General features: G+C 63.3%; 24 protein-coding genes and 4 tRNA genes. 14 read left to right on the top strand and 14 right to left on the bottom strand.

Translation table 11 applies throughout. From position 1 onward, the window contains the following. The first annotated feature begins 73 nt into the window (after window positions 1-73). Window positions 74-781, top strand: coding sequence for an orotidine-5'-phosphate decarboxylase (gene pyrF / locus C1H69_RS04830; protein ID WP_102652274.1), 708 nt, complete (start codon window positions 74-76; stop codon window positions 779-781). Window positions 782-785: 4 nt separating this feature from the next. Here the strand turns inward: pyrF and lapB are convergent, their stop codons facing one another. From lapB to C1H69_RS04845, 3 genes are read right to left on the bottom strand one after another with little or no spacing between them, the layout of a single operon-like run. Next, window positions 786-1973, bottom strand: coding sequence for a lipopolysaccharide assembly protein LapB (gene lapB / locus C1H69_RS04835; protein WP_102652275.1), 1188 nt, complete (start codon window positions 1971-1973; stop codon window positions 786-788). Beyond that, complete coding sequence (locus C1H69_RS04840) at window positions 1974-2279, bottom strand: lipopolysaccharide assembly protein LapA domain-containing protein (RefSeq protein ID WP_102652276.1); 306 nt, start codon at window positions 2277-2279, stop codon at window positions 1974-1976. A gap of 30 nt (window positions 2280-2309) precedes the next feature. Next, window positions 2310-2606 (bottom strand): integration host factor subunit beta, encoded by a 297-nt coding sequence (locus C1H69_RS04845; RefSeq protein ID WP_010629003.1) that lies wholly within the window; start codon window positions 2604-2606, stop codon window positions 2310-2312. Between the two features lie 201 nt (window positions 2607-2807). On the opposite strand from C1H69_RS04845, the gene C1H69_RS04850 reads away from it, so the two are divergent. Both C1H69_RS04850 and C1H69_RS04855 read left to right on the top strand, forming a co-directional pair. Then, window positions 2808-3143 carry an FAD assembly factor SdhE gene (locus C1H69_RS04850; protein ID WP_240609808.1) on the top strand — a complete coding sequence of 112 codons (336 nt, stop codon included), beginning with the start codon at window positions 2808-2810 and terminating at the stop codon, window positions 3141-3143. A 22-nt stretch (window positions 3144-3165) separates the two neighbouring features. Next, entirely contained in the window at window positions 3166-3501 is a 336-nt protein-coding gene (locus tag C1H69_RS04855) for a hypothetical protein (RefSeq protein ID WP_102652277.1), read from the top strand. A gap of 31 nt (window positions 3502-3532) precedes the next feature. On the opposite strand, the gene nadB is transcribed toward C1H69_RS04855, so the two are convergent. The 7 genes from nadB to uvrY all read right to left on the bottom strand — a co-directional run bounded on the left by nadB (window position 3533) and on the right by uvrY (window position 8696). Next, a complete protein-coding gene (gene nadB / locus C1H69_RS04860) occupies window positions 3533-5128 on the bottom strand; it encodes an L-aspartate oxidase (protein ID WP_102652278.1) in 1596 nt (531 codons plus the stop codon). Between the two features lie 88 nt (window positions 5129-5216). Beyond that, window positions 5217-5303 (bottom strand) — tRNA-Leu (locus C1H69_RS04865). Window positions 5304-5338: 35 nt separating this feature from the next. Then, window positions 5339-5412, bottom strand: a tRNA-Cys gene (locus tag C1H69_RS04870). A gap of 13 nt (window positions 5413-5425) precedes the next feature. Beyond that, window positions 5426-5500: transfer RNA gene (locus tag C1H69_RS04875), tRNA-Gly, on the bottom strand. 64 nt (window positions 5501-5564) lie between these two features. Further along, a complete protein-coding gene (gene pgsA, locus C1H69_RS04880) occupies window positions 5565-6113 on the bottom strand; it encodes a CDP-diacylglycerol--glycerol-3-phosphate 3-phosphatidyltransferase (RefSeq protein WP_102652279.1) in 549 nt (182 codons plus the stop codon). Window positions 6114-6182: 69 nt separating this feature from the next. Continuing rightward, a complete protein-coding gene (uvrC, locus tag C1H69_RS04885; RefSeq protein ID WP_102652280.1) occupies window positions 6183-7997 on the bottom strand; it encodes an excinuclease ABC subunit UvrC in 1815 nt (604 codons plus the stop codon). A 51-nt stretch (window positions 7998-8048) separates the two neighbouring features. Beyond that, a complete protein-coding gene (gene uvrY, locus C1H69_RS04890) occupies window positions 8049-8696 on the bottom strand; it encodes a UvrY/SirA/GacA family response regulator transcription factor (protein WP_102652311.1) in 648 nt (215 codons plus the stop codon). Between the two features lie 257 nt (window positions 8697-8953). Here uvrY and C1H69_RS04895 point away from each other — a divergent pair. Next, window positions 8954-9029: transfer RNA gene (locus C1H69_RS04895), tRNA-Ala, on the top strand. Window positions 9030-9151: 122 nt separating this feature from the next. Here the strand turns inward: C1H69_RS04895 and C1H69_RS04900 are convergent. Continuing rightward, window positions 9152-10894: a putative bifunctional diguanylate cyclase/phosphodiesterase gene (locus C1H69_RS04900; RefSeq protein WP_102652281.1), complete on the bottom strand. Its 1743-nt coding sequence runs from the start codon at window positions 10892-10894 to the stop codon at window positions 9152-9154. Window positions 10895-11210: 316 nt separating this feature from the next. Here C1H69_RS04900 and C1H69_RS04905 point away from each other — a divergent pair, with 316 nt between their 5' ends. Then, complete coding sequence (locus C1H69_RS04905; RefSeq protein WP_165789420.1) at window positions 11211-13178, top strand: diguanylate cyclase; 1968 nt, start codon at window positions 11211-11213, stop codon at window positions 13176-13178. Window positions 13179-13285: 107 nt separating this feature from the next. On the opposite strand, the gene C1H69_RS04910 is transcribed toward C1H69_RS04905, so the two are convergent. The 3 genes from C1H69_RS04910 to flgA form a co-directional block, all read right to left on the bottom strand. Beyond that, window positions 13286-13735, bottom strand: coding sequence for a flagella synthesis protein FlgN (locus tag C1H69_RS04910; RefSeq protein ID WP_102652283.1), 450 nt, complete (start codon window positions 13733-13735; stop codon window positions 13286-13288). Further along, window positions 13732-14013: a flagellar biosynthesis anti-sigma factor FlgM gene (gene flgM / locus C1H69_RS04915; RefSeq protein WP_102652284.1), complete on the bottom strand. Its 282-nt coding sequence runs from the start codon at window positions 14011-14013 to the stop codon at window positions 13732-13734. Before flgM ends, C1H69_RS04910 begins: the two co-directional genes overlap by 4 nt. Before the next feature lie 115 nt (window positions 14014-14128). Continuing rightward, window positions 14129-14827 carry a flagellar basal body P-ring formation chaperone FlgA gene (gene flgA, locus C1H69_RS04920; protein WP_102652285.1) on the bottom strand — a complete coding sequence of 233 codons (699 nt, stop codon included), beginning with the start codon at window positions 14825-14827 and terminating at the stop codon, window positions 14129-14131. Between the two features lie 169 nt (window positions 14828-14996). Between flgA and flgB the strand changes: the two genes are divergently transcribed. From flgB to flgJ, 9 genes are all read left to right on the top strand, one after another. Then, window positions 14997-15410, top strand: coding sequence for a flagellar basal body rod protein FlgB (gene flgB / locus C1H69_RS04925; RefSeq protein ID WP_102652286.1), 414 nt, complete (start codon window positions 14997-14999; stop codon window positions 15408-15410). Between the two features lie 31 nt (window positions 15411-15441). Beyond that, complete coding sequence (gene flgC, locus C1H69_RS04930; RefSeq protein ID WP_102652287.1) at window positions 15442-15849, top strand: flagellar basal body rod protein FlgC; 408 nt, start codon at window positions 15442-15444, stop codon at window positions 15847-15849. Window positions 15850-15854: 5 nt separating this feature from the next. Continuing rightward, window positions 15855-16544 (top strand): flagellar hook assembly protein FlgD, encoded by a 690-nt coding sequence (flgD, locus tag C1H69_RS04935; RefSeq protein ID WP_102652288.1) that lies wholly within the window; start codon window positions 15855-15857, stop codon window positions 16542-16544. A 95-nt stretch (window positions 16545-16639) separates the two neighbouring features. Beyond that, on the top strand, window positions 16640-17884 hold the full coding sequence (flgE, locus tag C1H69_RS04940) for a flagellar hook protein FlgE (protein ID WP_102652289.1): 1245 nt from the start codon (window positions 16640-16642) through the stop codon (window positions 17882-17884). Window positions 17885-17907: 23 nt separating this feature from the next. Beyond that, on the top strand, window positions 17908-18663 hold the full coding sequence (locus tag C1H69_RS04945; protein WP_102652290.1) for a flagellar basal body rod protein FlgF: 756 nt from the start codon (window positions 17908-17910) through the stop codon (window positions 18661-18663). A gap of 15 nt (window positions 18664-18678) precedes the next feature. Then, the gene (flgG, locus tag C1H69_RS04950) at window positions 18679-19461 is read left to right on the top strand and encodes a flagellar basal-body rod protein FlgG (RefSeq protein ID WP_102652291.1); all 783 of its coding nucleotides are present in this window, start codon (window positions 18679-18681) and stop codon (window positions 19459-19461) included. 98 nt (window positions 19462-19559) lie between these two features. Further along, complete coding sequence (locus tag C1H69_RS04955) at window positions 19560-20198, top strand: flagellar basal body L-ring protein FlgH (protein WP_422666883.1); 639 nt, start codon at window positions 19560-19562, stop codon at window positions 20196-20198. A gap of 26 nt (window positions 20199-20224) precedes the next feature. After that, the gene (locus C1H69_RS04960) at window positions 20225-21379 is read left to right on the top strand and encodes a flagellar basal body P-ring protein FlgI (RefSeq protein WP_102652293.1); all 1155 of its coding nucleotides are present in this window, start codon (window positions 20225-20227) and stop codon (window positions 21377-21379) included. Further along, on the top strand, window positions 21379-22488 hold the full coding sequence (gene flgJ, locus C1H69_RS04965; RefSeq protein WP_102652294.1) for a flagellar assembly peptidoglycan hydrolase FlgJ: 1110 nt from the start codon (window positions 21379-21381) through the stop codon (window positions 22486-22488). The genes C1H69_RS04960 and flgJ overlap by 1 nt, the downstream gene beginning before the upstream one ends. The last annotated feature ends 120 nt before the right edge of the window (window positions 22489-22608 follow it).

The following is a 22608-nucleotide window of genomic DNA, read 5'->3' on the forward strand; positions in this document are numbered from 1 at the left end:
GGAGAAGGGTTAACCGAAGCAGGCTGATATACTCTTCCGTTCACCGACCATGATGCCGACTGGAGCTACCACCGTGTTTAGTGACTCGCCGCTGATCATTGCCCTGGATCACCCCTCCCTGGACGCCGCCTTGTGCCTGGCGGACCGGCTCGATCCGTCACGCTGCCGCGTGAAGGTGGGGAAGGAGCTGTTTACCCGTAGCGGGCCCGATGTGGTCGAGGCGCTGCATGGGCGGGGGTTTCAGGTCTTTCTGGATCTGAAGTTTCACGATATTCCCCATACCGTGGCCAGTGCCGTACAAGCCGCGGCGGAGCAGGGGGTCTGGATGGTCAATGTCCATGCCGGTGGCGGGCGACGGATGATGGAGGCTGCCCGGGAGAGGCTGGCGCGTCATGGCCTGGAAACCCGACTGATTGCCGTCACGGTGTTGACGAGCATGGAGGCGGCGGATCTCGCAGAGGTGGGCATCACGACAACCCCTGCCGAGCAGGTCGAACGGCTGGCCCTGCTGGCCAGGGATAGCGGCATGGATGGGGTGGTGTGTTCCGCCCAGGAGTCGTCGAGGCTGCGCGAGCTGTGCGGCGATTCGTTTCTCAAGGTGACGCCGGGCATTCGGCCGAGCTTCGCCGATGTCGACGATCAACGGCGCATCATGACGCCACGAGAAGCCATGGTGGCCGGTAGCACGCACCTGGTGATAGGACGTCCGGTAACGCAGGCGGAGGACCCCATGATGGCGTTGGCAGCCATCGAGCAGGAGCTGGCGGGCAGCGAGGTGTGATGGATCATTCGCCTTCGATGCCGGTTATCGGCCGTGTCGTTCCCCAACTGCGACAGCGAGGGCATTGCCAGTGAAGCGGCGCACCGGCGAAGCCACAGCGTCCGCAGCGATGCCGCGGCCGCACTTCGAGTAGTGTGTGAGTGTGGTGCTTGAGCAGCAGGATGCGGCTATCCGGATCGCCCCGCTCATGTTGCTGGTGCCGATAGAGATCCAGCAGATAGTCCAGCGCCCCCAGGCTGGGCGCACGGTTGAGCTGTTCGCTCACGAGCTCGATGGCAACCTGGATACCGAGTCGCCTGCGCTGCGTTTCGGCCAGCAGTATGATCAGGCTGGTGAAATGTCCGCGCTCCAGCAGGCCTTCCAGCCTGGCCACCAGCCCCTCTTCGTCATCCAGTAGCTGGTAGGCATGGCGCAGGGGCTCCAGCAGCGTGGGGATGAACTCCAGATCCTGGTCTGGAATGCGCATCAAAAAACGGATGGCATCCCGATAATGGCCGGTGTCCTGGGCCATCGCCGCCAGCAGGAGATTGACACGCACGCACTGGGGGTCGATGGAGAGCGCCTGGCGAAGGTGCTTGCGGGCCAGCCCCGGGCTGGCGGATTGGCGCTCCTGGTCAGCCAGCTCACACAGCCAGTGAGCGGCTGCGCGGCGGATATCGTCATGCTGCCGGGTCAGCGTCGGGTGGGCGACCTCGATGGCGGCTTGCCATTCGCCTTCGCGGTCGAACAGGTCGGCCAGCAGGCGTTTGGCAGCGTGTCGAACCTCGTCGCGACTGGTCTCGCGAATGACTTGCTGGAGCAGGCGCTCCGCACGATCGAGCAGGCCAAGGTTGAGGAAGTCGCGGGATAGTTCGAGCTGTACCTGGTCGCTCTGGGCCGCCGTGAGGGTGGGCCTGGCCAGTAGGTTCTGATGGATCTTGACGGCCCGATCGGCTTCGCCGCGGGTGCGAAACAGGTTTCCCAGTGTGATATGCGTGTCAATCGTCTCGCTATTGACCTCGAGGGCACTGACGAAGGTTTCGATGGCGCGATCGGGCTGCTCGTTGAGCAGGTAATTCAGGCCAACGAAATAATCGCGCGACAGCAATGTCGGCGGCGCTGAATCACTGTTACCCCGGCGTTCACGGCGGCCTAGCCACCAGCCGATGGCAACGGCTGCCACTAACAGGGTTAGCAGCAGGACATCGGGCATCTAGGGCAGTTCCTTGAGCTCCTGCACACGCAGCCGGTCGAGCTCCTTGCGTTGCTGTCGGTTCTGGCGCTGCGCGCGGCTCAACAAGGTGCGCAGTCTCAGCCAGACTCCCGTCATGGCCAGCATGCCGAGCAGCACACCACAGACCAGCGCTGCCAATAGCCATACGGATAGCGATACCGCCGGCAACTCCACCCAGATCAGGTTGAGTGGCACCGTCTGCTGGTTGTTGACGGCAAAAAGGATGCCGACCAGCAGTACCGCCAGCAGGATGATGGCCAGGATGAGGCCTTTGAGCCAACGCATGAGAGTATCCCTTGTCAATGAATAAAGCGGTTAGTAGCCGAGGGCACGGCTGGCATTGACCTGCTCGCGGAGCTCCTTGCCTGGCTTGAAGTGTGGCACGAACTTGCCCTCCAGTGCGACCGGGTCCCCCGTCTTCGGGTTGCGCCCGACCCGTGGCTCACGATAGTGCAGCGAGAAGCTGCCGAACCCGCGAATTTCCACCCGACCGCCTTCGGCGAGGGTGTCGGTGATGTCGTCGAGGATAAGGCGAACCGCGGATTCGACTTCCTTGATCGAAAGCTCCGGCTGTCGCATTGCAATCTGCTCGATCAATTCGGATTTGGTCATCGGTTATCTCCAGGCGGCTCCCGGGTCCGGGTGGACCTGGGCGATTATTGTTCTTTTATCAGCATACTGCGCAAAGCGAGATAAAACAACGCACTACGACCATGGTCAAGGATTTTCTCCAACCCGCCCCCAAGGCGCTGCCACCGCCCGGTTGGCTCCGGTATACTGAAGGCCAATTCCACCGTACTGTCGAGGCCGACGTTGAGCGAAGTGACTAACACAGGCGCCGAAGCGACCAACACGGGTAACGACGCGTCCAGCGCCGATGCGGTTGCCCAGCGCAAGCGACTTTACTGGCACTCCCGCCGCGGCATGTGGGAGCTGGACCTGCTGCTGATTCCGTTCCTGGAGCACTGTTATGATGGGCTCGATGAAGAGGACAAGGCCTCCTACCGAGCCCTGATCGCAGGAGAAGACCAGGACCTCTTCGGCTGGCTCATGCGGCGCGAAGAGCCCGATTCCGCCTACAAGCGTATCGTCGAGTTGATCCAGGCCCATGCCGAGAACGCCGATAACGATCCGCGTCGGCCCATCTAGGCTGGCATGGTGGTGGCAGTTCATGCTGGCGCTGGCCGTCGCCGGGCTCCTGATCGGCTATGGGGCTGCCTGGCTGGCGCTGCTGGCGGGAGTCTGGGTGGCGGCGGTCATGTGGCTGCTCAAGCGTGAAGCCGTCGGCGGCGAGCTGCGCATGGTACCCGAAACGGCAGGTGGATGCCGCTGGTACTGGCGCACGGAAGCGGAAGGTGAATGGCAGGATGTCGCACTGCGTTGCCGCTATCTTGGGCCCTGGCTCATGGCCCTGGAGCTGAACGGCCGAACCTTCTGGCTGTGGCCTGACAGTAGCCACGTGGAATCGTTGCGCCAGCTGCGATGCCAGTTGATCCAGGCCGCTTGATCTCCCTGCCGGAGGTGTGCACCTCGATCGTTTACTCTGCCTCGTCCAGGTCGGCCAGATGCAGCCGGGAAGGCAATGGAGAGGAGCCGGCTGGGCTCTGGGCGTGGTGCGGGCAGTCCGGGTTGTAGTGCAGCCCCCGTGACTCGCGGCGAGCGTGTGCAGCCTTCACCGTCAGCCTGGCCAGCCTCAGTGCATGCCACAGGCTTGCCAGCGGCGCGTTGGGCGTGGCCTGACCAACGACCGGTGCCACGTCACGGCTCAATGCGTTCAACTCGGCCGCCGCGGCATCGAGGCCGTTATCCCATCGTACGATGGCGACGTTTCGGCTCATGATCTCGCGCATGGCGAGACGCCACTGACGTATCTGCTGGATATCCACGACGAGATCGCCGGCTTCCCTGGTCGACAGAGCGGCTCGGGAAGGCTGCGCCGGGCCGCCAAGGCGAGCGGCACAGCTGCGCGCGAACACCAGGCACTCCAGCAGGGAGTTGCTGGCCATGCGATTGGCGCCATGCAGGCCGGTACAGGCTGCTTCACCGATGGCGTAGAGGTGCGGGACTGTCGATGCGCCGTCAAGGCCGGTGGCAATGCCGCCGCAGCTGTAATGTGCGGCGGGGACCACGGGAATCGGCTGCCGGGCGATGTCCAGGCCGCGACTGGCGCAGTGGGCATGGATCGTCGGGAAGTGGTGGCGAATCGCGGCCTCGCCGAGATGGCGTATATCGAGCCAGACGTGCGCTGCCCCCGTGTCTTGCATCTCGGCATCGATGGCGCGGGCGACGATATCCCTTGGTGCCAGTTCGGCACGTTCGTCGAGCGCCAGCATGAAGCGCTCCCCCCTGGCATTGAGCAGGTGGCCGCCTTCCCCTCGGACCGCCTCGCTGATCAGGAAGGGCGGGCCCTCCGGATCGTAGAGGCAGGTGGGATGGAACTGCTGAAATTCCAGGTTCATCAGCTCGGCGCCGAGTTCGGCGGCCATCGCCATCCCTTCGCCACTGGCCGGGTTGGGGCTGGTGGCGTGGCGATAGAGCCCGCTGGCACCGCCAGTGGCCAGAATGGTATCGGCGGCGAGCAATTCCAGCAGTGCTCCCTGTTGATCCAGGCAGCGTGCGCCCCGGCAATGGCCTTCGACATCGGCGATCAGGTCGATGGCAGTGAGATCGTCTCGTATCGTGATGGCCGGATGCGCCAGAGTGTGGTGCATCAGGGTGTCCAGCACGGCGCGACCCGTGGCGTCTTCCACGTGAATGATGCGCCGTGCCCCATGGCCACCTTCCCGCGTCAGGTGATAGGGATAGGTGGCGGCCGTGTCGGGGTCCCGGGTAAAGGGCACGCCCAGCGACAGCAGCCAGTCGATGGCGCCGGGCCCCTGCTCGACGGTGAAGCGCACGGCACGCTCGTCGCATAGGCCATCGCCGGCGACCAGCGTATCCGCCACGTGGGCGTCGAAATCATCCTGGGGGGAAAGCACGGCGGCAATGCCGCCCTGTGCCCAGCGACTCGCTCCCTGATCATCGCTGGCGGGGCGAACCAGGGTGACGGGGCGAATATCGGCTGCGTGCAGTGCCAGGGTAAGACCGGCAACGCCACCGCCTATGACCAGTACATCGTGTTCGCTACGGGGCATGCGTGTTCTCGCTGGAGCACGTTGCATCAGCCAGCTTGGCTCGGGAATGTCCGATAATACCGGTAGAAGAGCGGGATAGCGATGAGTCTGGTGCCCGGAGCCGGGCTCGAACCGGCACGGTGTTGCCACCGAGAGATTTTAAGTCTCTTGCGTCTACCAATTTCGCCATCCGGGCGGCACGGTTTTCGAGCAGACAGCTGAAGGGAAAAATGGAGGCTGGAGTCGGAATCGAACCGGCGTACACGGAGTTGCAGTCCGCTGCATAACCACTCTGCCATCCAGCCTCGTTGAGTCGTATGGAGCGGGAAACGAGATTCGAACTCGCGACCCTCGCCTTGGCAAGGCGATGCTCTACCACTGAGCTATTCCCGCTCGACTCGAGTGCGGATTATACGGATAAGGTCGTTGCTGTCAATCACTTGTTGAGCTCTGGCGATCACATGGACCGGCTCAGGTGCGGCCATGCGGAGCGCAGATACAGCACCATCGACCAGAGGGTGAGAATGGCGGCCACGTATAGCGTTGCCACGCCGACGACCGCCAGTTGCGTGCCAGGTACAAAGGCAAGCAGCAGCAGCAGTGCGATCATCTGCAGGGTGGTCTTCACCTTCCCCAGCCACGAGACCGCCACGCTCCCGCGCTTACCCATTTCCGCCATCCATTCCCGCAGCGCCGAAATCACGATTTCGCGCCCGATGATGACCAGTGCCGGCAAGGTCAGCCACATGCTGTCGAAGCGCTCGATCAACAATGCCAGGGCCACGACGACCATCAGCTTGTCGGCTACCGGATCGAGAAAGGCGCCGAATGGAGTGGCCTGGTCCCAGCGACGTGCCAGGTAGCCGTCAAGCCAGTCGGTCACCGCCGCCAGGGCGAAAAGGCCGGCGGCCAGAGGCATGCTCCAGACGAAGGGTAGATAGAAGAACACCACCAGCAGCGGGATGAAGGCGATTCTTGCCAGCGTCAGGATGTTGGGGATGTTCATTGAAGGGAGGTCCTTGCCTGAGGTCTGGGTTGCCGACGAAGCTTCCCATTCTATCCGTAGCGGCCGTCATCATCCATGCAGGGAACGATGAATCATCTCGGCCAGGGTGTCACTGATGCCTGGAACGCGAGCCAGTTCCTCGCGGCTGGCATGTTTGACGCCCTGCAGGCCACCGAAAAAGCGGAGCAGTTCGCGCCGTCGCTTCGGGCCGATGCCGGCGATGCCTTCCAGTGCGGACCTGCGCCGGGCCTTGTCCCGCCGGGTACGATGTCCGGTGATGGCGAAGCGGTGCGCTTCGTCCCGTACGTGCTGAATGAGATGAAGGGCCGGCGAGGCCCCTTCGAGGTCCAGGATACGATCGACCGTTTCCACGAAGAGCGTCTCCAGCCCGGCCTTTCGCGTCGTGCCCTTGGCGACACCCAGCAGCAGGATGTCGCCAAGCCCCAGTTCGGACAGGACGTCCCGGGCCAGGTTCAATTGCCCCTTGCCGCCATCGACCAGCAAGACATCGGGCGCCACCCCTTCACCCTCGGCCAGGCGCCGGAAGCGGCGGATCAATGCCTGTCGCATGGCTGCGTAGTCATCACCAGCCGCGACTCCCTCGATATTGAAGCGCCGATAGTCGGATTTTCGTGGGCCGTTATGGTCGAACACCACGCAGGAAGCGACGGTTGCCTCGCCGTGGCTGTGGCTGATGTCGAAGCATTCCAGTCTCTCGGGAGGCGTCGGCAGCCCCAGTGCCACCCGCAGCGCTTCGAAACGGCGCGAAAGGTGGTCCCGGCTGGCCAGTTGCCCCGCCAGCTGCTGCTCCGCATTGGTCTGGGCCAGTTGAAGCCATTGGCTACGGTGCGCGCGGACTCGATGCGTCAGGCGAATGCGACGCTCGGCGCGTTCACTCAGGGCGGTTTCCAGCAGGGCGGCATCCGGAAGTGGCAGGCTGGTGATCACTTCACCGGGGCGTTCGCGATCCTGCCCCAGGTAGTACTGGCTGACGAAATCGCCCAGCAAGGCGTCTCCGTCCAGGCCGAGGCCATTCTCCGGTGTATAGTGACGCGCTCCCAGCAGGCGGCCCTGGCGAACCGCCAGCACCGAGATACAGAGAGCGCCCTGGCTCTCGGCCAGGGCGAAGACATCGGCATCGCCGCCTTCGGTATCGACGAATTGACGCTGCTGGAGCTGTCGCAGGTGCTGGACCTGGTCACGAAGGCGGGCCGCATCCTCGAAGGCCAGGTCGCGACTGGCGGCTTCCATGGCGTCGGTGAGCTCCCGGGTCACCTGCTCGCTGCGGCCCTCCAGGCACATGATGGCGTGTTGCAGGTCGCGCTGGTAGTCATCCTTCTCGATATAGCCGACGCAGGGCGCGCTGCAGCGATTGATCTGATATTGCAGGCATGGGCGCGTGCGATGGGAAAACACCGTGTCCTCGCAATTGCGAATGCGAAAGATCTTCTGCATCAGCGACAGGCTTTCACGCACGGCTCCGCTGCTGGGATAGGGGCCCAGGTAACGGCCGTCGTCATGGCGTTTCCTGGCCCGCTTGTACTCCAGTGCCGGAAAGGGATGACGATCGGTGACGAACACGAACGGGTAGGACTTGTCGTCTCGCAGCAGGATGTTATAGGGAGGGCGCAGTTCCTTGATCAGGGTCTGTTCGAGCAGCAGTGCCTCGGTTTCGCTGCGTGTCACCGTGACCTGGACGTCAGCGATCCTCGCCACCATGGCTTGGGTCTTGGCATTGAGCGTGCCGCGAAAGTAGCTGGCCAGGCGCGCCTTGAGGCGCTTTGCCTTGCCGACGTAGAGGGTATCGCCCTGCTCATCGAGCATGCGATAGATACCCGGGGCCTGGGTGAGATTGGCGAGGAACTGGCGGGAGTCGAAGGTCATGGTGTGTCTGACGACGAAGATCGAGAAGCCCAGCGTAACAGATCGCTCGTATCAGTTGGCGGCATCGAAGCCATCGACGAGCCCGTGCTTCAGCCCGAGGTGGGTCAGCTCGACGTCGGTCTGGACGCCAAGCTTCTCGAAGATCCGGTAACGATAGGTATTGACGGTCTTGGGGCTGAGGAAGAGCCGATCGGATATCTCCGCCACCCGCTGGCAGTTGACGATCATCATCGCCACTTGCAGCTCACGCTGGGAAAGCTGATCGAAGGGGTTCTTTTCGGTATCGAAACGTGACAAGACCAGGCGTTGTGCGATATCCGGGCTGATATAGCGATGCCCGGCGAAGACGCTGCGAATGGCATCGACCATGTCGGGCACCTGGGTATCCTTGCTGATGAACCCTCCCGCGCCGGCTTCCATCAGGCGTTGGGCAAAGTTGTCCTCCATGAAGCCGGTCAGAGCCAGGACGCGAATATCGGCGCTGTTACGCACGATCTTGCGAGTGGCCTCCAGCCCGCCGATCCCCGGCATGCGCAGATCCATCAGCACCACGTCCGGGTCCAGCTTGCGACTCAGGGCGATGGCTTCTTCACCGCTGGCGGCCTCCCCGACCACATGGATATCTTCCTCGCCGTCCAGCAGGCGAGCAAGGCTGGTGCGAACGAGATGATGGTCGTCGACAATGAGAACCTTGATCAAGGCTGACATTCCTCGTCATTGCTGAAGGGTGCCACGGCTGCGCCGGTGGAGCTGAAGCAACCGTCTCGACTTGCCCGGACCGAGAAGAGTCGGTGCATTCCAGACGACAAGCTTGCCATACTCCTCGGCCAAGGGAAATTAGCGTTGTGTCGCAGCTAAACGTTCCCGTCAACGGCCGGGGAAAGGCAGATCGGCATGTTGACTGGCGTTATGGCCATGGGTATCATTCGCCTCGTTCTCGGAAAGCGAGACGATGTGGGGCCTTAGCTCAGCTGGGAGAGCGCAACACTGGCAGTGTTGAGGTCAGCGGTTCGATCCCGCTAGGCTCCACCAAACCTTCTCCTGAAAAAGCCGCTTGAAGCATTGCTTCAAGCGGCTTTTCGCGTTTCAGGCTCTCGCCTCGAAGCCAGAGCCTGTCTTCGGCAACTGCCTTCTCGATCCCTACCGTCTCGGGGCTATGTCCTGGCTGCCCTGCGGGCGGAAAGCCATTGCTCCAGTTCGGCTGCCGGCAGCGCCGGGCAGTAATGGTCGCCCTGCACCAGGCTGATGGACAGCCTGTCTATCGAGGCCGCCGTCGCCGGGTCGTCGATACCGGTGATGACTGGCTGGATGTGCAGCGCTTCCAGCAGGCAGCACAGGGCCTGGGCCAGGTTGCGTCCCTCCTGCTGTATGGAGGACGCCAGGCTGGCGCTGAGCTTTGCCTTGCCAAAGGGCAGGCGTGACAGCCAGGCGAGGTCAATGGGGTTGGCTCCCAGGCCATCGACGGCCAGGCGGGCGCCGAGTCGTTCGAGACGCTTGAGCATATGGGCGGCGGCGTCCAGGTTATTGCTCAACCCCTGGCCCGGCACTTCGAGCGTCATCCATTCCAGCGACGCCAGGCCTTGCTGGCGCAGGAAATGGTCGAGTGGCCTGCGGTCGAAGGTGTCATGGGCCAGATGGATTTCGCACAGCTGGATCGAGACCGGCAGTTCGCCCAGGGGCGAACCGCTGGTCAGCCACTCCTGACGACTGGCGATGACCTGCTGGATCACCCAGCGGTCCAGGCGCACTCCAAGGCCCAGGCGGGCCACCATGTCAAGGAAGGTGGAGGCGGGTTGCAATCCCCGTTTGGGTTGGCGCCAGCGCAGCACGGCTTCCAGGCCGGTGCAGCAGCCGGTGTCACGATCCATTTCGGGCTGGTAGTGAATGACGAAGTGTCGGTCCGGAAGGTGCACGGCTTCACTGAGCTGGCTCTCCAGTCGATGCTTCTCTTTCAACTGTACCGTCAAACGATGGTCGACGAAGGCCAGGTGACCGGGTCCTTTCCTGCGGGCGGTATACATGGCGCTTCGGGCCGCCGTGATCAGGGATTCCTCGTCCTGCGCATCGAAAGGAAACAGGGCGATGCCAATGGAGGCGGTCAGCAGCAGGTATCGGTTTTCGGCCATGAAGGGAGGCTCCAGGGCTTCCTGGAGGCGTTCCGTGACTATCTGGGCTGCCTCGGCCGTGCCGTCCTTTTCCAGTAGCACGATGAATTGATCGCCGCCCAGCCTGGCCAGCGTGTCCTTGCTGCGGAGCGCTCTCTGCAGGCGCTGGGCCAGTTCACCAAGCACCCGGTCGCCTTCCAGGTGGCCGGCGGCGTCGTTCACCGTCTTGAAGCGGTCAATGTCAATGAACAGCAGTGCCAGGCCATGGTCTGTCCGCTCGGCCTGTGCCAGGGCATGATTCAGGCGGTCTCGCAGCAGTAGCCAGTTGGGCAGGCCTGTCATGGGGTCCACATGGACCCAGTGTCTGTCACCAAGCTGCTCACCATTTGGCGCGGCAAGGTTCGCAAACGTGCGGAGATAGTGGTGGGGCCGCTGCTCCCCGTTGAACAAGGCATCCACCGTCATCAGTACCGGCACGGATTCCCCATCGTCGTGACGGCAAAGCACTTCCTGCTGCCAGGAGGTTGGCGATGGGCCGGCGTCATCGGCCTCCAGGATCGAGGGGACACGGAGTGAGACGAAGAAATACTCGACAGGCCTGCCGATGGCCTCGGCGGGCTCGCAGCCGGCGATTCGGCAGAACGCATCATTGGCCAGAACGATGGACCCTGCCGTGTCGGTAATGACCATGCCGGTCTGCCCCTGCTCGAAAGCGCTCTGAATGAGCCGGGCGGGGTGTCGTGCAAGGGAGCTGACTCTATCGCTCGGAGGGCGTTTTCCATTGTGGCTCATTGATTTTATTGATTATCCAGGGTATCAGGGCTGAATCAGCGAAGTGTGATTAGGCGTTGTCAATGATCATTATCGTCCAGCATGACGAAAACTTTAACCCAGGGTTGGCGTGATCATGGGAAAGGACACCGAAGCCGTGTCGTGCACATGTTGATGTCCTTTTCGCTCTCAAGTTCGGCACGGCGACGCCGATAATCTGGGTAACCTTCGTTCCCTGAACGAATCGCCATGGATTCGGCGTTTCTGCCACCCCGTCTTATGGCCAAAGGGGACTTCGTTGCGCATATCGGCTCGTATTTCATCGCTGGCCCGATCGATGGGCTCTCTGCAGGGCCGGCTGCTGGCAGGGCTTGTCTCGACCTGGGTGGTCATCGTCGGCATGCTGCTGGTCATGGCCTGGCTGTTCGGCAAGGGGCTGGTCGATGACGCCAACCTCGCCCACCTGCGCTATGAGTCACGCCTGATCGCCGATGGGTTGACCGATGAGATCGATCGTCGGCTACGTTCCCTGGTGCGCCTCGAGGGAAGATTGCGCGGAGCGGAGCCCGAGGAGCATGGCGGTATTCTCGAGGATAACCAGGTTCTGCTGGAGTGGTTCGAAGGCATCATGGTGACGGGGCCGGATGGCGTGGTTCTGGCGGACTGGCCGGTCGTTCCGGGCAGGCCGGGACTGGAAACCGTCGATACCGAATACTATCGCATGGTGAGTCACTCGCCCTGGCCGTATGTCAGCGAGCCCTTCACTGGCCGAGCCAGCGGTGATGACCTGGTATTGATGCTGGTGCCCCGTTTCGGGGAGGGCGGCGCTTTCGGGGGGCTCGTCGGTGGCATGGTCAATCTGACCAGGGGAGACCTTTTTCGACGTCTGGAACATATCCGGCTTGGTGAAAGTGGCCATGTTTCCGTCTTTTCGGCGTCGGGTGAGCTGCTTTTCCATCCCCGTCGCTTGCAGGCCACGGGCCGCCGCGACACGTACAGCGATCTGCCCGCGCTCGAGCTCGCCCTGGATGGCTGGGAGGGCGAGACCATGACCAACGACGTCTACGGCGAGCCTGCCTTGATGTCATATCGCCAGGTCTGGCCCGCGAGTTGGGTGGTCGAGGTGGCGCTTCCCCTATCGCAGGTGCGCGCCCCCCTTGGCGGTTATCTCGGCAAGCTCTGGTGGACCTGGCTGATCGTGGCCGTCCTGCTCATGTTCGGCATGCGCATGCTGATAAAGCGCCTGTTGACGCCACTTCATCGCCTCGAGCGGCAGATCGCCCAGGTCGGAGCCGGAGCGCGCCGCTACCTGGCGCTATCGACCAACATGGAGGAACTGCGCCAGGTGGCAAGCAGTTTCAACCGGCTCGAGCATGAGCGCCTTGCGGCGCTGGAACATTTGCGCGATCGCCAGGCGTTTCTCGATGCGGTGCTGGGCTCGACACCGATAGGCATGTTCGTGGCTGACCTCAAGGGGCACTTGAATTACCTGAACCCGGCGTTGCTGGAGCTGCTGGGGCTCGAGCCACCGGTCGGCGCGAGTGACTGGTGGCAGCGGATTCACCCGGATGACCGGCAGGGCACACAGGACCTGTGGCGGCACTCGCTGTCGACGGGTAACGACTTCATGCGCCAGCTTCGCTTCCATCACGCCGATGGCGTGACCTTGTGGGTTGAAGTCCATGCCAGCCAGGTGCGTGGCAGCGGCCAACCGCTCGGTTTCGTCGGGATGGTGAAGGATATCACCGAGCGCAGGCAGCAGGAGGCGCTGCAGCGCTGGGAGGCGGAGCATGACCCACTGACCGGTCTGCTCAATCGGCGTGGTTTCGAGCGGCGCCTGGAAGAAGCCTTGGCGGAATATGCCAAGACTGGCACGCCGTCGGTGCTGGCATTGTTCGATCTCGATTACTTCAAGCCCATCAATGACGAAGGCGGGCATGCCCTGGGCGATGAGATGCTGCGGCGCATAGGTCAGGTGGTGGCCTGGGAAGTGCGCCGCAGTGACCATGTCGCGCGTCAAGGTGGGGACGAGTTTGCCGTACTGCTGCCGAGTTGCACGATCAAGCAGGCGGTGGAAATTGCAGAGTCACTGCGCCGTGTCGTGTCCGAAGTGACCGTGACCAGCGAGGGCAAGGTCTACAATATCAGCCTTTCCATGGGCGTCACGGCCTTCCAGGAGGGCGACCATGCGATCGACACGGTGCTGGCCCGTGCGGATGCGGCCAGCTACGAAGCCAAGGCCAAAGGTCGCAATACCGTGATCGTGGCCGATATCGACAGTGGCCTGATCGACTCGCTCTGGTAGTGCAGCCGCGCGGGTTGCCTGACGGGACCGCGTTGTCGCATGACGGTGGCGACGCGACCGAGATGGCCGAGGACGGTGGTTGGAAACAGGGTGGGGCGGGGAAGAGCCTATACCGAGGCGTTGAAGCGACCCGGTTGTGCCGCGACCCGCCCACTGGCGCCATACACGGTCTTTTCGGCGGCCTGGTGGATGAACGCCAGAAGCCGCTTGTTCTGCCCCATTCGCAGGGTGACCAACTCGCCATTGAGGGTGTTGAGGCGATGCGCTTCCCGGGTGCGTTCCAGGGTGCGTTCCCAGTCATCGAGACAGCCCGCTTCCAGGGCGGCCTGTCGGGCACCGGCAGGGCCATCCGCGTAGCCCAGGCGGCGCTGCACGCTCTGGCGCAGCGTTTCGGTCGCTTCCAGCTTCTGGAGGCGTGTCTGCTTGTGTTCGGCTATGTCGGCCAGCCTCTTGCCGTCGATCTCGGCGGCAGCCAGCAGGCTGCGCTCCTGTTCGAGCAGTTCGACCAGAGCCTTCAGCCGTTGCTGCTGCTCATCGAGAAGCCTGACCAAGCTCATTCGTCACCTTTGCCCGCGGTTTGCTGAAGGGATTCGATCAGCGCATCGGCGATGCGCTCGGCACGAATCTCCAGGCGTCCTTCACGAATGGCCTCCCGGATCTCGTCGACCCGGGCGACATCGATGTCGCGGGAGCCGTCGGCCTGGCGCAAGTGCGTCGTGGCTGCGGGGCCCGCATCCTGTTGATTCGGCTGGCTGGCGCCCTTGACCTGCTGCGACTCCTCGCGCGGTGACGTCGGGGTCGGGCGAGTCAGGGGGTTCTGGCTGTTGATCTTCACTGTGTTGGCCTCATGACCGGTGCTTTTACACGCTATCGGCTGCCTTCGGGAAAACTTTAGGTATGAAGATGCAGGATGCGCTCGGGGCACATCCAATAGCGTGCAGCAGATGCCGTCAGAAGTCCACGATCAGAGTGGCTTCGCCGATCACTTCTGCCGTGATGATATCGCGTGAATCGAAGCGTACGCGAACCCTGTCGCCCATGCCGCCGGCCTCCAGCGCCTGGCCTTCGCGGCCCAGGCGAAACCCGGGGCCCCGGGCTTCCACCGTGACACGCTGATTGCGCTCGACCAGGGGGAGCGAACGAAACATGTGCTCCTGCAGCGGTTGGCCCGGGCTCAACGAGCGCGTTGCCACCTGGCCGATGATCCTGTCGCTCTCCAGCAGGGCGCGGTTCGGCAGTTCCCCCAGGTTGCCCTGGCGCTGTTCCAGATGCTCGGCCCGCACCGTCTCCCCGGCATTCAGGGAGGTGGCCAGCACGGGGTAGGTGCCGATCACGCCGATCTCCGCCTGAAGGTAACGTACCTGGCGACCATCGCTGCCGCAGCGCACCCCGATGGATACGCGTCCCAGCGGCAGCTCGCCGTCACGGGCGAGAAAGGGCTGGGGCGACTCGCAGGCAGGCATTCGGGCCGATGGGGGGCGCAGTTCGATGATGATCTCGTCGCCCATCGACCGGGCCTCGCCGTGCAGGAAGGCGTGCACGGCCTCCAGCAATGGGGCATCGTCGGCCTGGGCCGCGCCGGGCAACGACACCAGGCCGGCAATCAGCAGCCAGCGGGATAGCGGGTTGGAGAGAATGGTGCGCAGCATGGCGATCGGCCGAGTGTCGTCTGAATGGTGGTGCCATGGATTCTAGCCCTTGGCCACGCCATGAAACATCGGAAATGAACATGGAAAACCGGTCTGTTCATGCCATTGATGTGACATCGGTATCGCTATTCTTCAACCTCAACAAGTTCCGCACACGGGGAGTGCCGGCATGATCGACCAGCTCGAGGCCGCCTTTGATTACCACCAGCAGGCGCTGGGCTTGCGCCAGGAGCGCCATCGCATATTGGCCAGCAACATCGCCAATGCCGATACGCCCAACTACAAGGCTCGCGATATCGATTTCGCCAGCGAGCTCAAGAAGGCGGTGGAGCATGGCCGGCCTGCCGGGGGCGGTCTGTCGCTGGCCCGGACGTCGGATCGGCACCTCGCCGGGCAGGGCTTCGCCCCGCCGGACCAGGGGCTGCTCTACCGGGTGCCGGATCAGCCCAGCCTGGATGGCAATACCGTGGACATGGACCGGGAGCGTACCCAGTTCGCCGACAACTCGGTGCGTTACCAGGCCGCGCTGACCATTCTCAATAGTCGCATCCAGGGGCTGAAGAGCGCCATGCAGCCGGAGTAAGCCGCCGGAACAATCAGAGAGGGATCGCCTTATGTCGATGTTTTCCGTATTCGATATCGCCGGCTCGGCCATGAGCGCCCAGTCGCAGCGCATGAACGTGACGGCCAGCAACCTGGCCAATGCCGACAGCGTGGCCGGGCCGGACGGTGAAGCCTACCGTGCCAGGCAGGTCATGTTCGAGTCGCGACTGCAGGGCAATCACGGCGTTGGTGGCGTGGGTGTGAGAGAAGTGGTCGAAGACCCCTCGCCCATGCGCATGGAGTATCGCCCCGAGCATCCGCTGGCCAATGAAGAGGGCTACGTGACCATGCCCAACGTCGAGCCGGTGCACGAAATGGTCAACATGATATCCGCATCGCGTTCCTACCAGGCCAACGTGGAGGTCATGAACACCAGCAAGCAGATGATGCTCAAGACCCTCACCCTGGGCGAGGGCTGATCACCATGTCCACCACGATCGATTCCAACGTCATCAGCCGAATGAATGCGGGTGCCGGCAGCCGCGATGCCAGCCAGTCCGCCGAGCTGCGCAACAATTTCATGACCCTGCTGATCGCCCAGATGCAGCACCAGGATCCGCTGAACCCCATGGACAACCATGAGATGACGACGCAGCTGGCGCAGATCAATACCGTCAGCGGCATCGAAGATCTCAACCAGACCCTGAAAGGCATCACCGACCAGATGGATGCCGGCCAGATGCTGCAGGCCACCGCGCTGATCGGCAAGGGCGTGCTGGTTCCCGGCGACCGGGTGCTGATGGAAAAGGACGAAGAGGGGCAGGTGTATTCCACACCCTTCGGTATCGAGCTTGATCGCTCCGCCGAGAACGTTCGCGTCACCATTACCAATGACAGCGGGGAGGTGGTGAATCGCTATGATATCGGGCCGGTCAAGGCCGGGGTGGAATCCTTCAGCTGGGATGGCAAGACCAGCGAGGGCGAGACGGCGGCATCCGGCGCCTATCGTGTCCGCATCGAGGCCACCAGCGATGACAAGCCGATAGACGTCTCGACGCTCAACTACGCCATCGTGGGGGGGGTGACGCCCCGTGACGCAGATGGCGGCGTGAAGCTGGATCTCGGAGCCATCTACGGCCAGGTCGACCTGGATCAGGTCAAGCAGATTCTGTAAGTCAACCATCGGGGAAGCGCTGGAGGATAGACGGCGCTTGCTGAAAAGAACCGCGCATAGCGGCACATCACAGCCGGTAGGCAGAGGAACGAAACATGAGCTTTTCCCAAGCATTGAGCGGCCTGAATGCCCAATCACAGAAGCTGGGGGCGATCGGCAACAACATCGCCAACTCCCAGACGGTGGGCTTCAAGAGTTCCGACGTACAGTTCTCCGACGTCTTCGCCAACTCGCGAATCGGCCTCGGTACGCGGGTGTCGTCGGTATTGCAGAACTTCAACGAAGGCAACATCGAGTCCACCAGCCGCAATCTGGACCTGGCGATTGCCGGTGAAGGCTTCTTTCGTTTCCAGCAGCCCAATGGCGAAGTCGTCTATTCGCGCAATGGCCAGTTGACCATGACCGCCGACGGCGCGCTGATCAACGCCCAGGGCGCCCAGATCATGGGTTACGGCCTCAATGCCCAGGGTGAGGTACAGGTGGGCGGGCAACCCCAGGCCCTGACCATCCCCTCGGACGAGCTGGCGGCAAACACCACCACCCGCGTCAGCACCACGCTGAACCTGGACTCCCGTTACGTGGTGGGTGAGGAGCTGAGCCAGACCGAGGCGGTCGACGCGGATGGCGACCCGATCTATATCGATTACCATTATTCCAATAACTTCACCGTGTTCGACTCCCTGGGTAACCCACGTAACGTCACCGTCTATTACGAGAAGACCGGTTCCAACGCGTGGACCGCCAAGATGACAATGGATGGACAGGCGCTCATGGAGGGTGGTGATGCGCGTGCATTTGACCTGGCGTTCGATGCCAACGGTCAGATGGAATCGGTCGATGATGGCCTGACCGGCATCACCTTTGACGCGGCTGAGTTTTTCAACGGTGAGCCGAACGATCTCATCTTCGATTTGAACCTCGACGGCACCACCCAGTTCGGCAATAGCTCCACCGCCAGCGGCCTGACCCAGAACGGCTATACCTCCGGCTCCCTGGTGGGCATCACCATCGAGGACGACGGCACCATCATGCGCAACTACTCCAACGAGCAGTCGCGCCCCGCCGGGCAGGTCGCCCTGGTCAGCTTCCGTAACCCCGAAGGCCTGAACCCCATTGGCGACAACGTCTGGAGCGCGACCAACGCATCCGGGCAGGAACTGGTCGGCTCGCCCGGCACCGGGCTGCTGGGCGGCGTGGTGTCCGGCGCCGTGGAGACCTCCAACGTGGACATGGCCCGCGAACTGGTGAGCATGATCGTGGCGCAGCGGGCCTACCAGGCCAACTCCCAGACGATCAAGACCCAGGACGAGCTGCTGCAAACCGCCATCAACCTGCGCTAAGCCCGACACGGGGAGCCTGATACATGGACCGCATTCTCTACACCGCCATGAGCGGCGCCAAGCAGAGCATGGACCAGCAGGCGGTGGTCAGCCACAACCTGTCGAACGTGTCGACGGCCGGCTTTCGCGCCCAGCTGCATGCCATGCGTGCCGTGCCGGTGCAGGGCGAAGGCGCGCTGCCGACCCGGGTGTCGGTGGCGGCCACCACCCCGGGCACCGATTTTTCCCAGGGGCCCATTACCCGCACCGGGCGTGAACTGGATGTGGCGCTGGAAGGCAATGCCTGGATCGCCGTGCAGGCCGACGACGGAACCGAAGCCTATACCCGCCGCGGCGACCTGGAAGTCGACGGCGACGGCCTGGTCACCCTGGTGGGCCGGCCGGTGATCGGCGATGGCGGCCCGATCGTCGTGCCGCTTGGCTCCAGCGTGACGGTGGGCGCCGATGGCACGCTCAGCGGTATCGGCGAAGGGGAGAACCCCGAGGCGCTGGTCGACATGGGCCGCCTCAAGCTGGTGACGCCGGAAGAGCGCCTGATACGCGGCGACGACGGGCTGTTCCGGCCGGCGCCGAATGCCGACGGCGAGGTCGTGGCCCTGCCTGTCGACGAGAATGCCACGGTCGCCAGTGGTGCCCTCGAAGGCAGCAACGTGAGTGCCGTCGAGGCCATGGTGTCGATGATCGACGTGGCCCGGCGCTATGAAATGCAGATGAAGGTCATCAGTACCGCTGACGAAAACGCCCAGCGGGCCAATAACCTGCTGTCGATTCAAGGCTAGGTATAGGAAACGATTATGATCAAGTCACTCTGGACGGCCAAGACCGGCCTGGAATCCCAGCAGGTCAAGCTGGACGTCATCTCCAACAACCTGGCCAACGTCAGTACCAACGGCTTCAAGCGTTCGCGCGCCGTATTCGAGGACCTGCTGTATCAGAACCTGCGGCAGCCCGGTGCGCAGAACGATATACAGAACCGGCTGCCGTCCGGCATGCAGGTGGGTTCCGGTGTCCGCCCCGTTGCCACCGAGCGGCTGCATACCCAGGGCGGCCTGGAGCACACCGAGAACTCCCGCGACCTGGCCATCAACGGCAACGGCTTCTTTCAGGTGCTGATGCCGGATGGCACGACCGCCTATACCCGTGACGGCAGCTTCCAGCTCAACGAGAACGGCCAGATGGTCAATGCCAATGGCTACCCGCTGGAGCCCGCCATCATCATTCCCGACAACGCCCTGTCGATCTCCATCGGCGAGGACGGCATCGTCTCGGTCACCCAGCCCGGTATCACCCAGTCGATGGAAGTGGGACAGATCACCCTCTCCACCTTCGTCAATTCGACTGGCCTGGAGAGTATCGGCGGCAACCTCTACCTCGAAACCACCTCGTCGGGCCCGCGCAACGAGACCATGCCGGGCATGAACGGCGCCGGACGCCTGTATCACGGTTATGTGGAAACCTCCAACGTCAACGTGGTGGAAGAGATGGTCAGCATGATCCAGACCCAGCGGGCCTACGAGATCAACAGCCGTGCCGTCCAGACCAGCGACGAGATGCTGGCGCGACTGAGCCAGCTCTGACGGTCGTCATGAAGAATCATGATCCCGGTTGCGGGAAGCGAGAGAGCATGAAAGGCAAGGGGTTCCCGATATCGAGGCTGGTCACGGCGGTTCTGGCCATGGCCGCGCTGGTGCTGGGCGGCTGTGCCCAGGTTCCCCGTGCCTCCGTGGTGGGGGAGCAGGAACAGATCGCCATGGTCGAGCCGCCGCCCCGGAAGGCCAACGGCTCCATCTACCAGACCCATCGCGGTTCTCAACCTCTCTTCGAGGATCGCCGCCCGCGCATGATCGGCGACATTCTCACCATCGTGCTGGACGAGCAGGTGAGTGCCAGCAAGAACTCGCAGTCCAACGCCAACCGTGGGGGATCGGCCGGCCTTGATTTCATTGAGCTGCCGGATGCGCTGGAGCGACTGGCGGAGTATGGCTTCGAGTTCTCCGGCAACAGTGATTTCGCCGGTGGCGGCGGCTCCCAGGCCAACAACAGCTTTACCGGCACCATTACCGTGTCGGTGCTCGAGGTGATGTACAACGGCAACCTGCGCGTGCGCGGCGAGAAGCAGATCGCCATCAACCAGGGCGTCGAGTTCATTCGTTTTTCCGGGGTGGTCAATCCCCGGACCATTACCGGACAGAATACGGTGCCGTCCACCGCCGTGGCCGATGCCCGTATCGAGTACGTGGGCAGTGGCTATATCCATGAGGCGCAGCACATGGGCTGGCTGCAGCGTTTCTTCCTCAACGTATCGCCCTTCTGACGATGACAGGATACCGAGGCGCACGAATGACGTTCTTCAAGACGCTCACCCAGACGTTCACCAGGCGGCCAGTCCACAAGCGCCCGGTGGCAAGACTGGCGCTGCTGGCGCTGACGCTTCTGCTGGCGCTGCCGGTACAGGCCGAGCGGATTCGTGAACTGGCCAACTTTGCCGGTGTGCGTGACAACGTGCTGGTTGGCTATGGCCTGGTGGTCGGCCTCGACGGCACCGGCGACCAGACCATGCAGGCGCCCTTCACCGGCCAGAGCCTGACCAACATGCTGTCGCAGCTCGGCATCACCGTGCCCCCGGGCACGAACATGCAGCTGCGCAACGTGGCGGCGGTGATGATCACCGCGGATCTGCCGCCGTTCTCCCGTCCCGGTCAGCGTCTGGACATCAACGTCTCCTCCATCGGCAACGCGCGCAGCCTGCGTGGCGGCACCCTGCTGATGACGCCGCTCAAGGGTGCCGATGGCGAAACCTATGCCATCGCCCAGGGCAACCTGCTGGTGGGTGGGGTCGGAGCCGATGCCGTCGGTGCATCCGTGCAGATCAACCAACTGGCCGGGGGCCGTGTTCCCGGTGGTGCCATGGTGGAACGGGAAGTGCCCCTCGACCTGGGTGACAACGCCGGGCTGCTCGAACTGGAACTCAAGGACGCCGACTTCGGTACCGCCCAGCGAATGGTCAACGCCATCAACAGTGAATTCGGCAGGCCGGTGGCCGCCGCGCGCAACTCCCGGGTCATCTCCCTCGACGGCCCCATGAACGAGAACTCCCGCGTCAACTTCATGGCGCAGGTCGAGAACATTCGCATCACTCCCATGGAAGCGCCGGCCAAGGTGGTGTTCAACGCCCGCACCGGTTCGGTGGTCATGAACAGCGCGGTCACCCTGCGCCGTGCCGCGGTGGCCCACGGCAACCTGTCGATCGTCATCGACACCCGCTTCCTGGTCAGCCAGCCCCCGCCCTTTGGCGACGGCGAGACCGTGGTCGTGCCCGACACGGAAATCGAGATCCAGGAGCAGGACGCCTACCTGCGAGTCGTGGAGGGCGCCGACCTGGTGGACGTGGTCAATGCGCTGAACGCCCTGGGTGCCACGCCAAGTGACCTGATGGCGATTCTCGAAGCGCTCAAGGCCTCTGGCTCCCTGCGCGCCGACCTGGAGATCATCTGATGGCCATTCAGGACTTCAGCAACCAGTTTGCGCTCGACGTGCAAGGCCTGGAGCGGCTCAAGCACACGGCTCGGCACGATGAGGCGGCAGGTCTCAAGGGTGCCGCCCAGCAGTTCGAAGCCCTGTTCCTGCAGATGATGCTCAAGAGCATGCGTGACGCCACGCCCACTACCGGCCTGCTCGACAGCGAGCAGACGGAATTCTACCAGTCGATGCTGGACCAGCAGTGGGCCCAGACCATGGCGGGTCGCGGTATCGGCCTGGCGGAACACCTGGTCGCCCAACTGGAAGGTCAGGGCGTATCACGCCCCCAGGCGGAAGCGGCGGATCGCCAGCTCAACGAATTGATCGCCGGCATCCCCCGTGGAACGCCACGGGTGCTCAAGGACGCGCTGCGGCCTGACGCGCCGCCGATCGGGGAGGGCCAGGGGGAACGGGACTTCGACAAGACCCGGCAGCCGATGCCGTCGAGTTTCCTCGATGAGCTGGAAACCGCACGCGGCGGCTTCATGTCGGCCCTGGATGCCACCTTGGCCGGTACGGCCAATTCCGGTGCCGGCCGCCGGGACGACACCGTCGGCGGGGCCGCATCACGGCGGAATCAAGGCCAGGGGGGCGAGCACGTGCAGCGCTTCCTGGATCGCCTTTCGGCACCGGCCCAGGCGGCAAGCCGACGTACCGGCGTGCCGGCCGAGCTGATTCTGGCCCAGGCCGCCCTGGAAACCGGTTGGGGGCGCCATGAGATCGCCACCAGCGATGGCGGCAACAGCTATAACCTCTTCGGCATCAAGGCGGGTGGCGGCTGGAACGGCCGCACCACGGACGTGACGACCCACGAGTACCTCAATGGCAAGCGGACCCGCGTCGTCGATACCTTCCGAGTGTATGGCTCCTTCGAAGAGGCCTTTACCGATTACGCGCGGCTGATCGGCGACAACCCGCGCTATGCGGCGGTAACCCGGGCCGGCAGCGCCGAGCAGGCGGCAAGGGAACTGCAGGCCGGTGGGTATGCCACCGACCCCGCCTACGCCGACAAGCTGATCGCGGTGATGAATACCATGGGACCCGTCGAGCCGGGCGGCGAGTCGCTGGTTTTCCTGCGGTACTGATTTTCTAGGCATTGTACGAAAAGTCGACGAGCGATGGCCAGACAAGGCAAAAATCGGCGAAAAGACGGAGTTTACGCGGTGTAAATGAGTACTTTGAGCCGATTTTTAACGCTGTATGGG

This window comes from Billgrantia endophytica, assembly GCF_002879615.1.
Lineage (GTDB): Bacteria > Pseudomonadota > Gammaproteobacteria > Pseudomonadales > Halomonadaceae > Halomonas > Halomonas endophytica.

Coding starts and splice junctions, on each gene's coding strand:
- lapB (WP_102652275.1), bottom strand. CDS start 1,973: ATGCCCGATGTCCTGCTGCTAACCCTGTTAGTGGCAGCCGTTGCCATC.
- C1H69_RS04840 (WP_102652276.1), bottom strand. CDS start 2,279: ATGCGTTGGCTCAAAGGCCTCATCCTGGCCATCATCCTGCTGGCGGTA.
- C1H69_RS04845 (WP_010629003.1), bottom strand. CDS start 2,606: ATGACCAAATCCGAATTGATCGAGCAGATTGCAATGCGACAGCCGGAG.
- C1H69_RS04855 (WP_102652277.1), top strand. CDS start 3,166: ATGCTGGCGCTGGCCGTCGCCGGGCTCCTGATCGGCTATGGGGCTGCC.
- nadB (WP_102652278.1), bottom strand. CDS start 5,128: ATGCCCCGTAGCGAACACGATGTACTGGTCATAGGCGGTGGCGTTGCC.
- pgsA (WP_102652279.1), bottom strand. CDS start 6,113: ATGAACATCCCCAACATCCTGACGCTGGCAAGAATCGCCTTCATCCCG.
- uvrC (WP_102652280.1), bottom strand. CDS start 7,997: ATGACCTTCGACTCCCGCCAGTTCCTCGCCAATCTCACCCAGGCCCCG.
- C1H69_RS04900 (WP_102652281.1), bottom strand. CDS start 10,894: ATGAGCCACAATGGAAAACGCCCTCCGAGCGATAGAGTCAGCTCCCTT.
- C1H69_RS04905 (WP_165789420.1), top strand. CDS start 11,211: ATGGGCTCTCTGCAGGGCCGGCTGCTGGCAGGGCTTGTCTCGACCTGG.
- C1H69_RS04910 (WP_102652283.1), bottom strand. CDS start 13,735: ATGAGCTTGGTCAGGCTTCTCGATGAGCAGCAGCAACGGCTGAAGGCT.
- flgA (WP_102652285.1), bottom strand. CDS start 14,827: ATGCTGCGCACCATTCTCTCCAACCCGCTATCCCGCTGGCTGCTGATT.
- flgB (WP_102652286.1), top strand. CDS start 14,997: ATGATCGACCAGCTCGAGGCCGCCTTTGATTACCACCAGCAGGCGCTG.
- flgC (WP_102652287.1), top strand. CDS start 15,442: ATGTCGATGTTTTCCGTATTCGATATCGCCGGCTCGGCCATGAGCGCC.
- flgD (WP_102652288.1), top strand. CDS start 15,855: ATGTCCACCACGATCGATTCCAACGTCATCAGCCGAATGAATGCGGGT.
- flgE (WP_102652289.1), top strand. CDS start 16,640: ATGAGCTTTTCCCAAGCATTGAGCGGCCTGAATGCCCAATCACAGAAG.
- C1H69_RS04945 (WP_102652290.1), top strand. CDS start 17,908: ATGGACCGCATTCTCTACACCGCCATGAGCGGCGCCAAGCAGAGCATG.
- flgG (WP_102652291.1), top strand. CDS start 18,679: ATGATCAAGTCACTCTGGACGGCCAAGACCGGCCTGGAATCCCAGCAG.
- C1H69_RS04955 (WP_422666883.1), top strand. CDS start 19,560: ATGGCCGCGCTGGTGCTGGGCGGCTGTGCCCAGGTTCCCCGTGCCTCC.
- C1H69_RS04960 (WP_102652293.1), top strand. CDS start 20,225: ATGACGTTCTTCAAGACGCTCACCCAGACGTTCACCAGGCGGCCAGTC.
- flgJ (WP_102652294.1), top strand. CDS start 21,379: ATGGCCATTCAGGACTTCAGCAACCAGTTTGCGCTCGACGTGCAAGGC.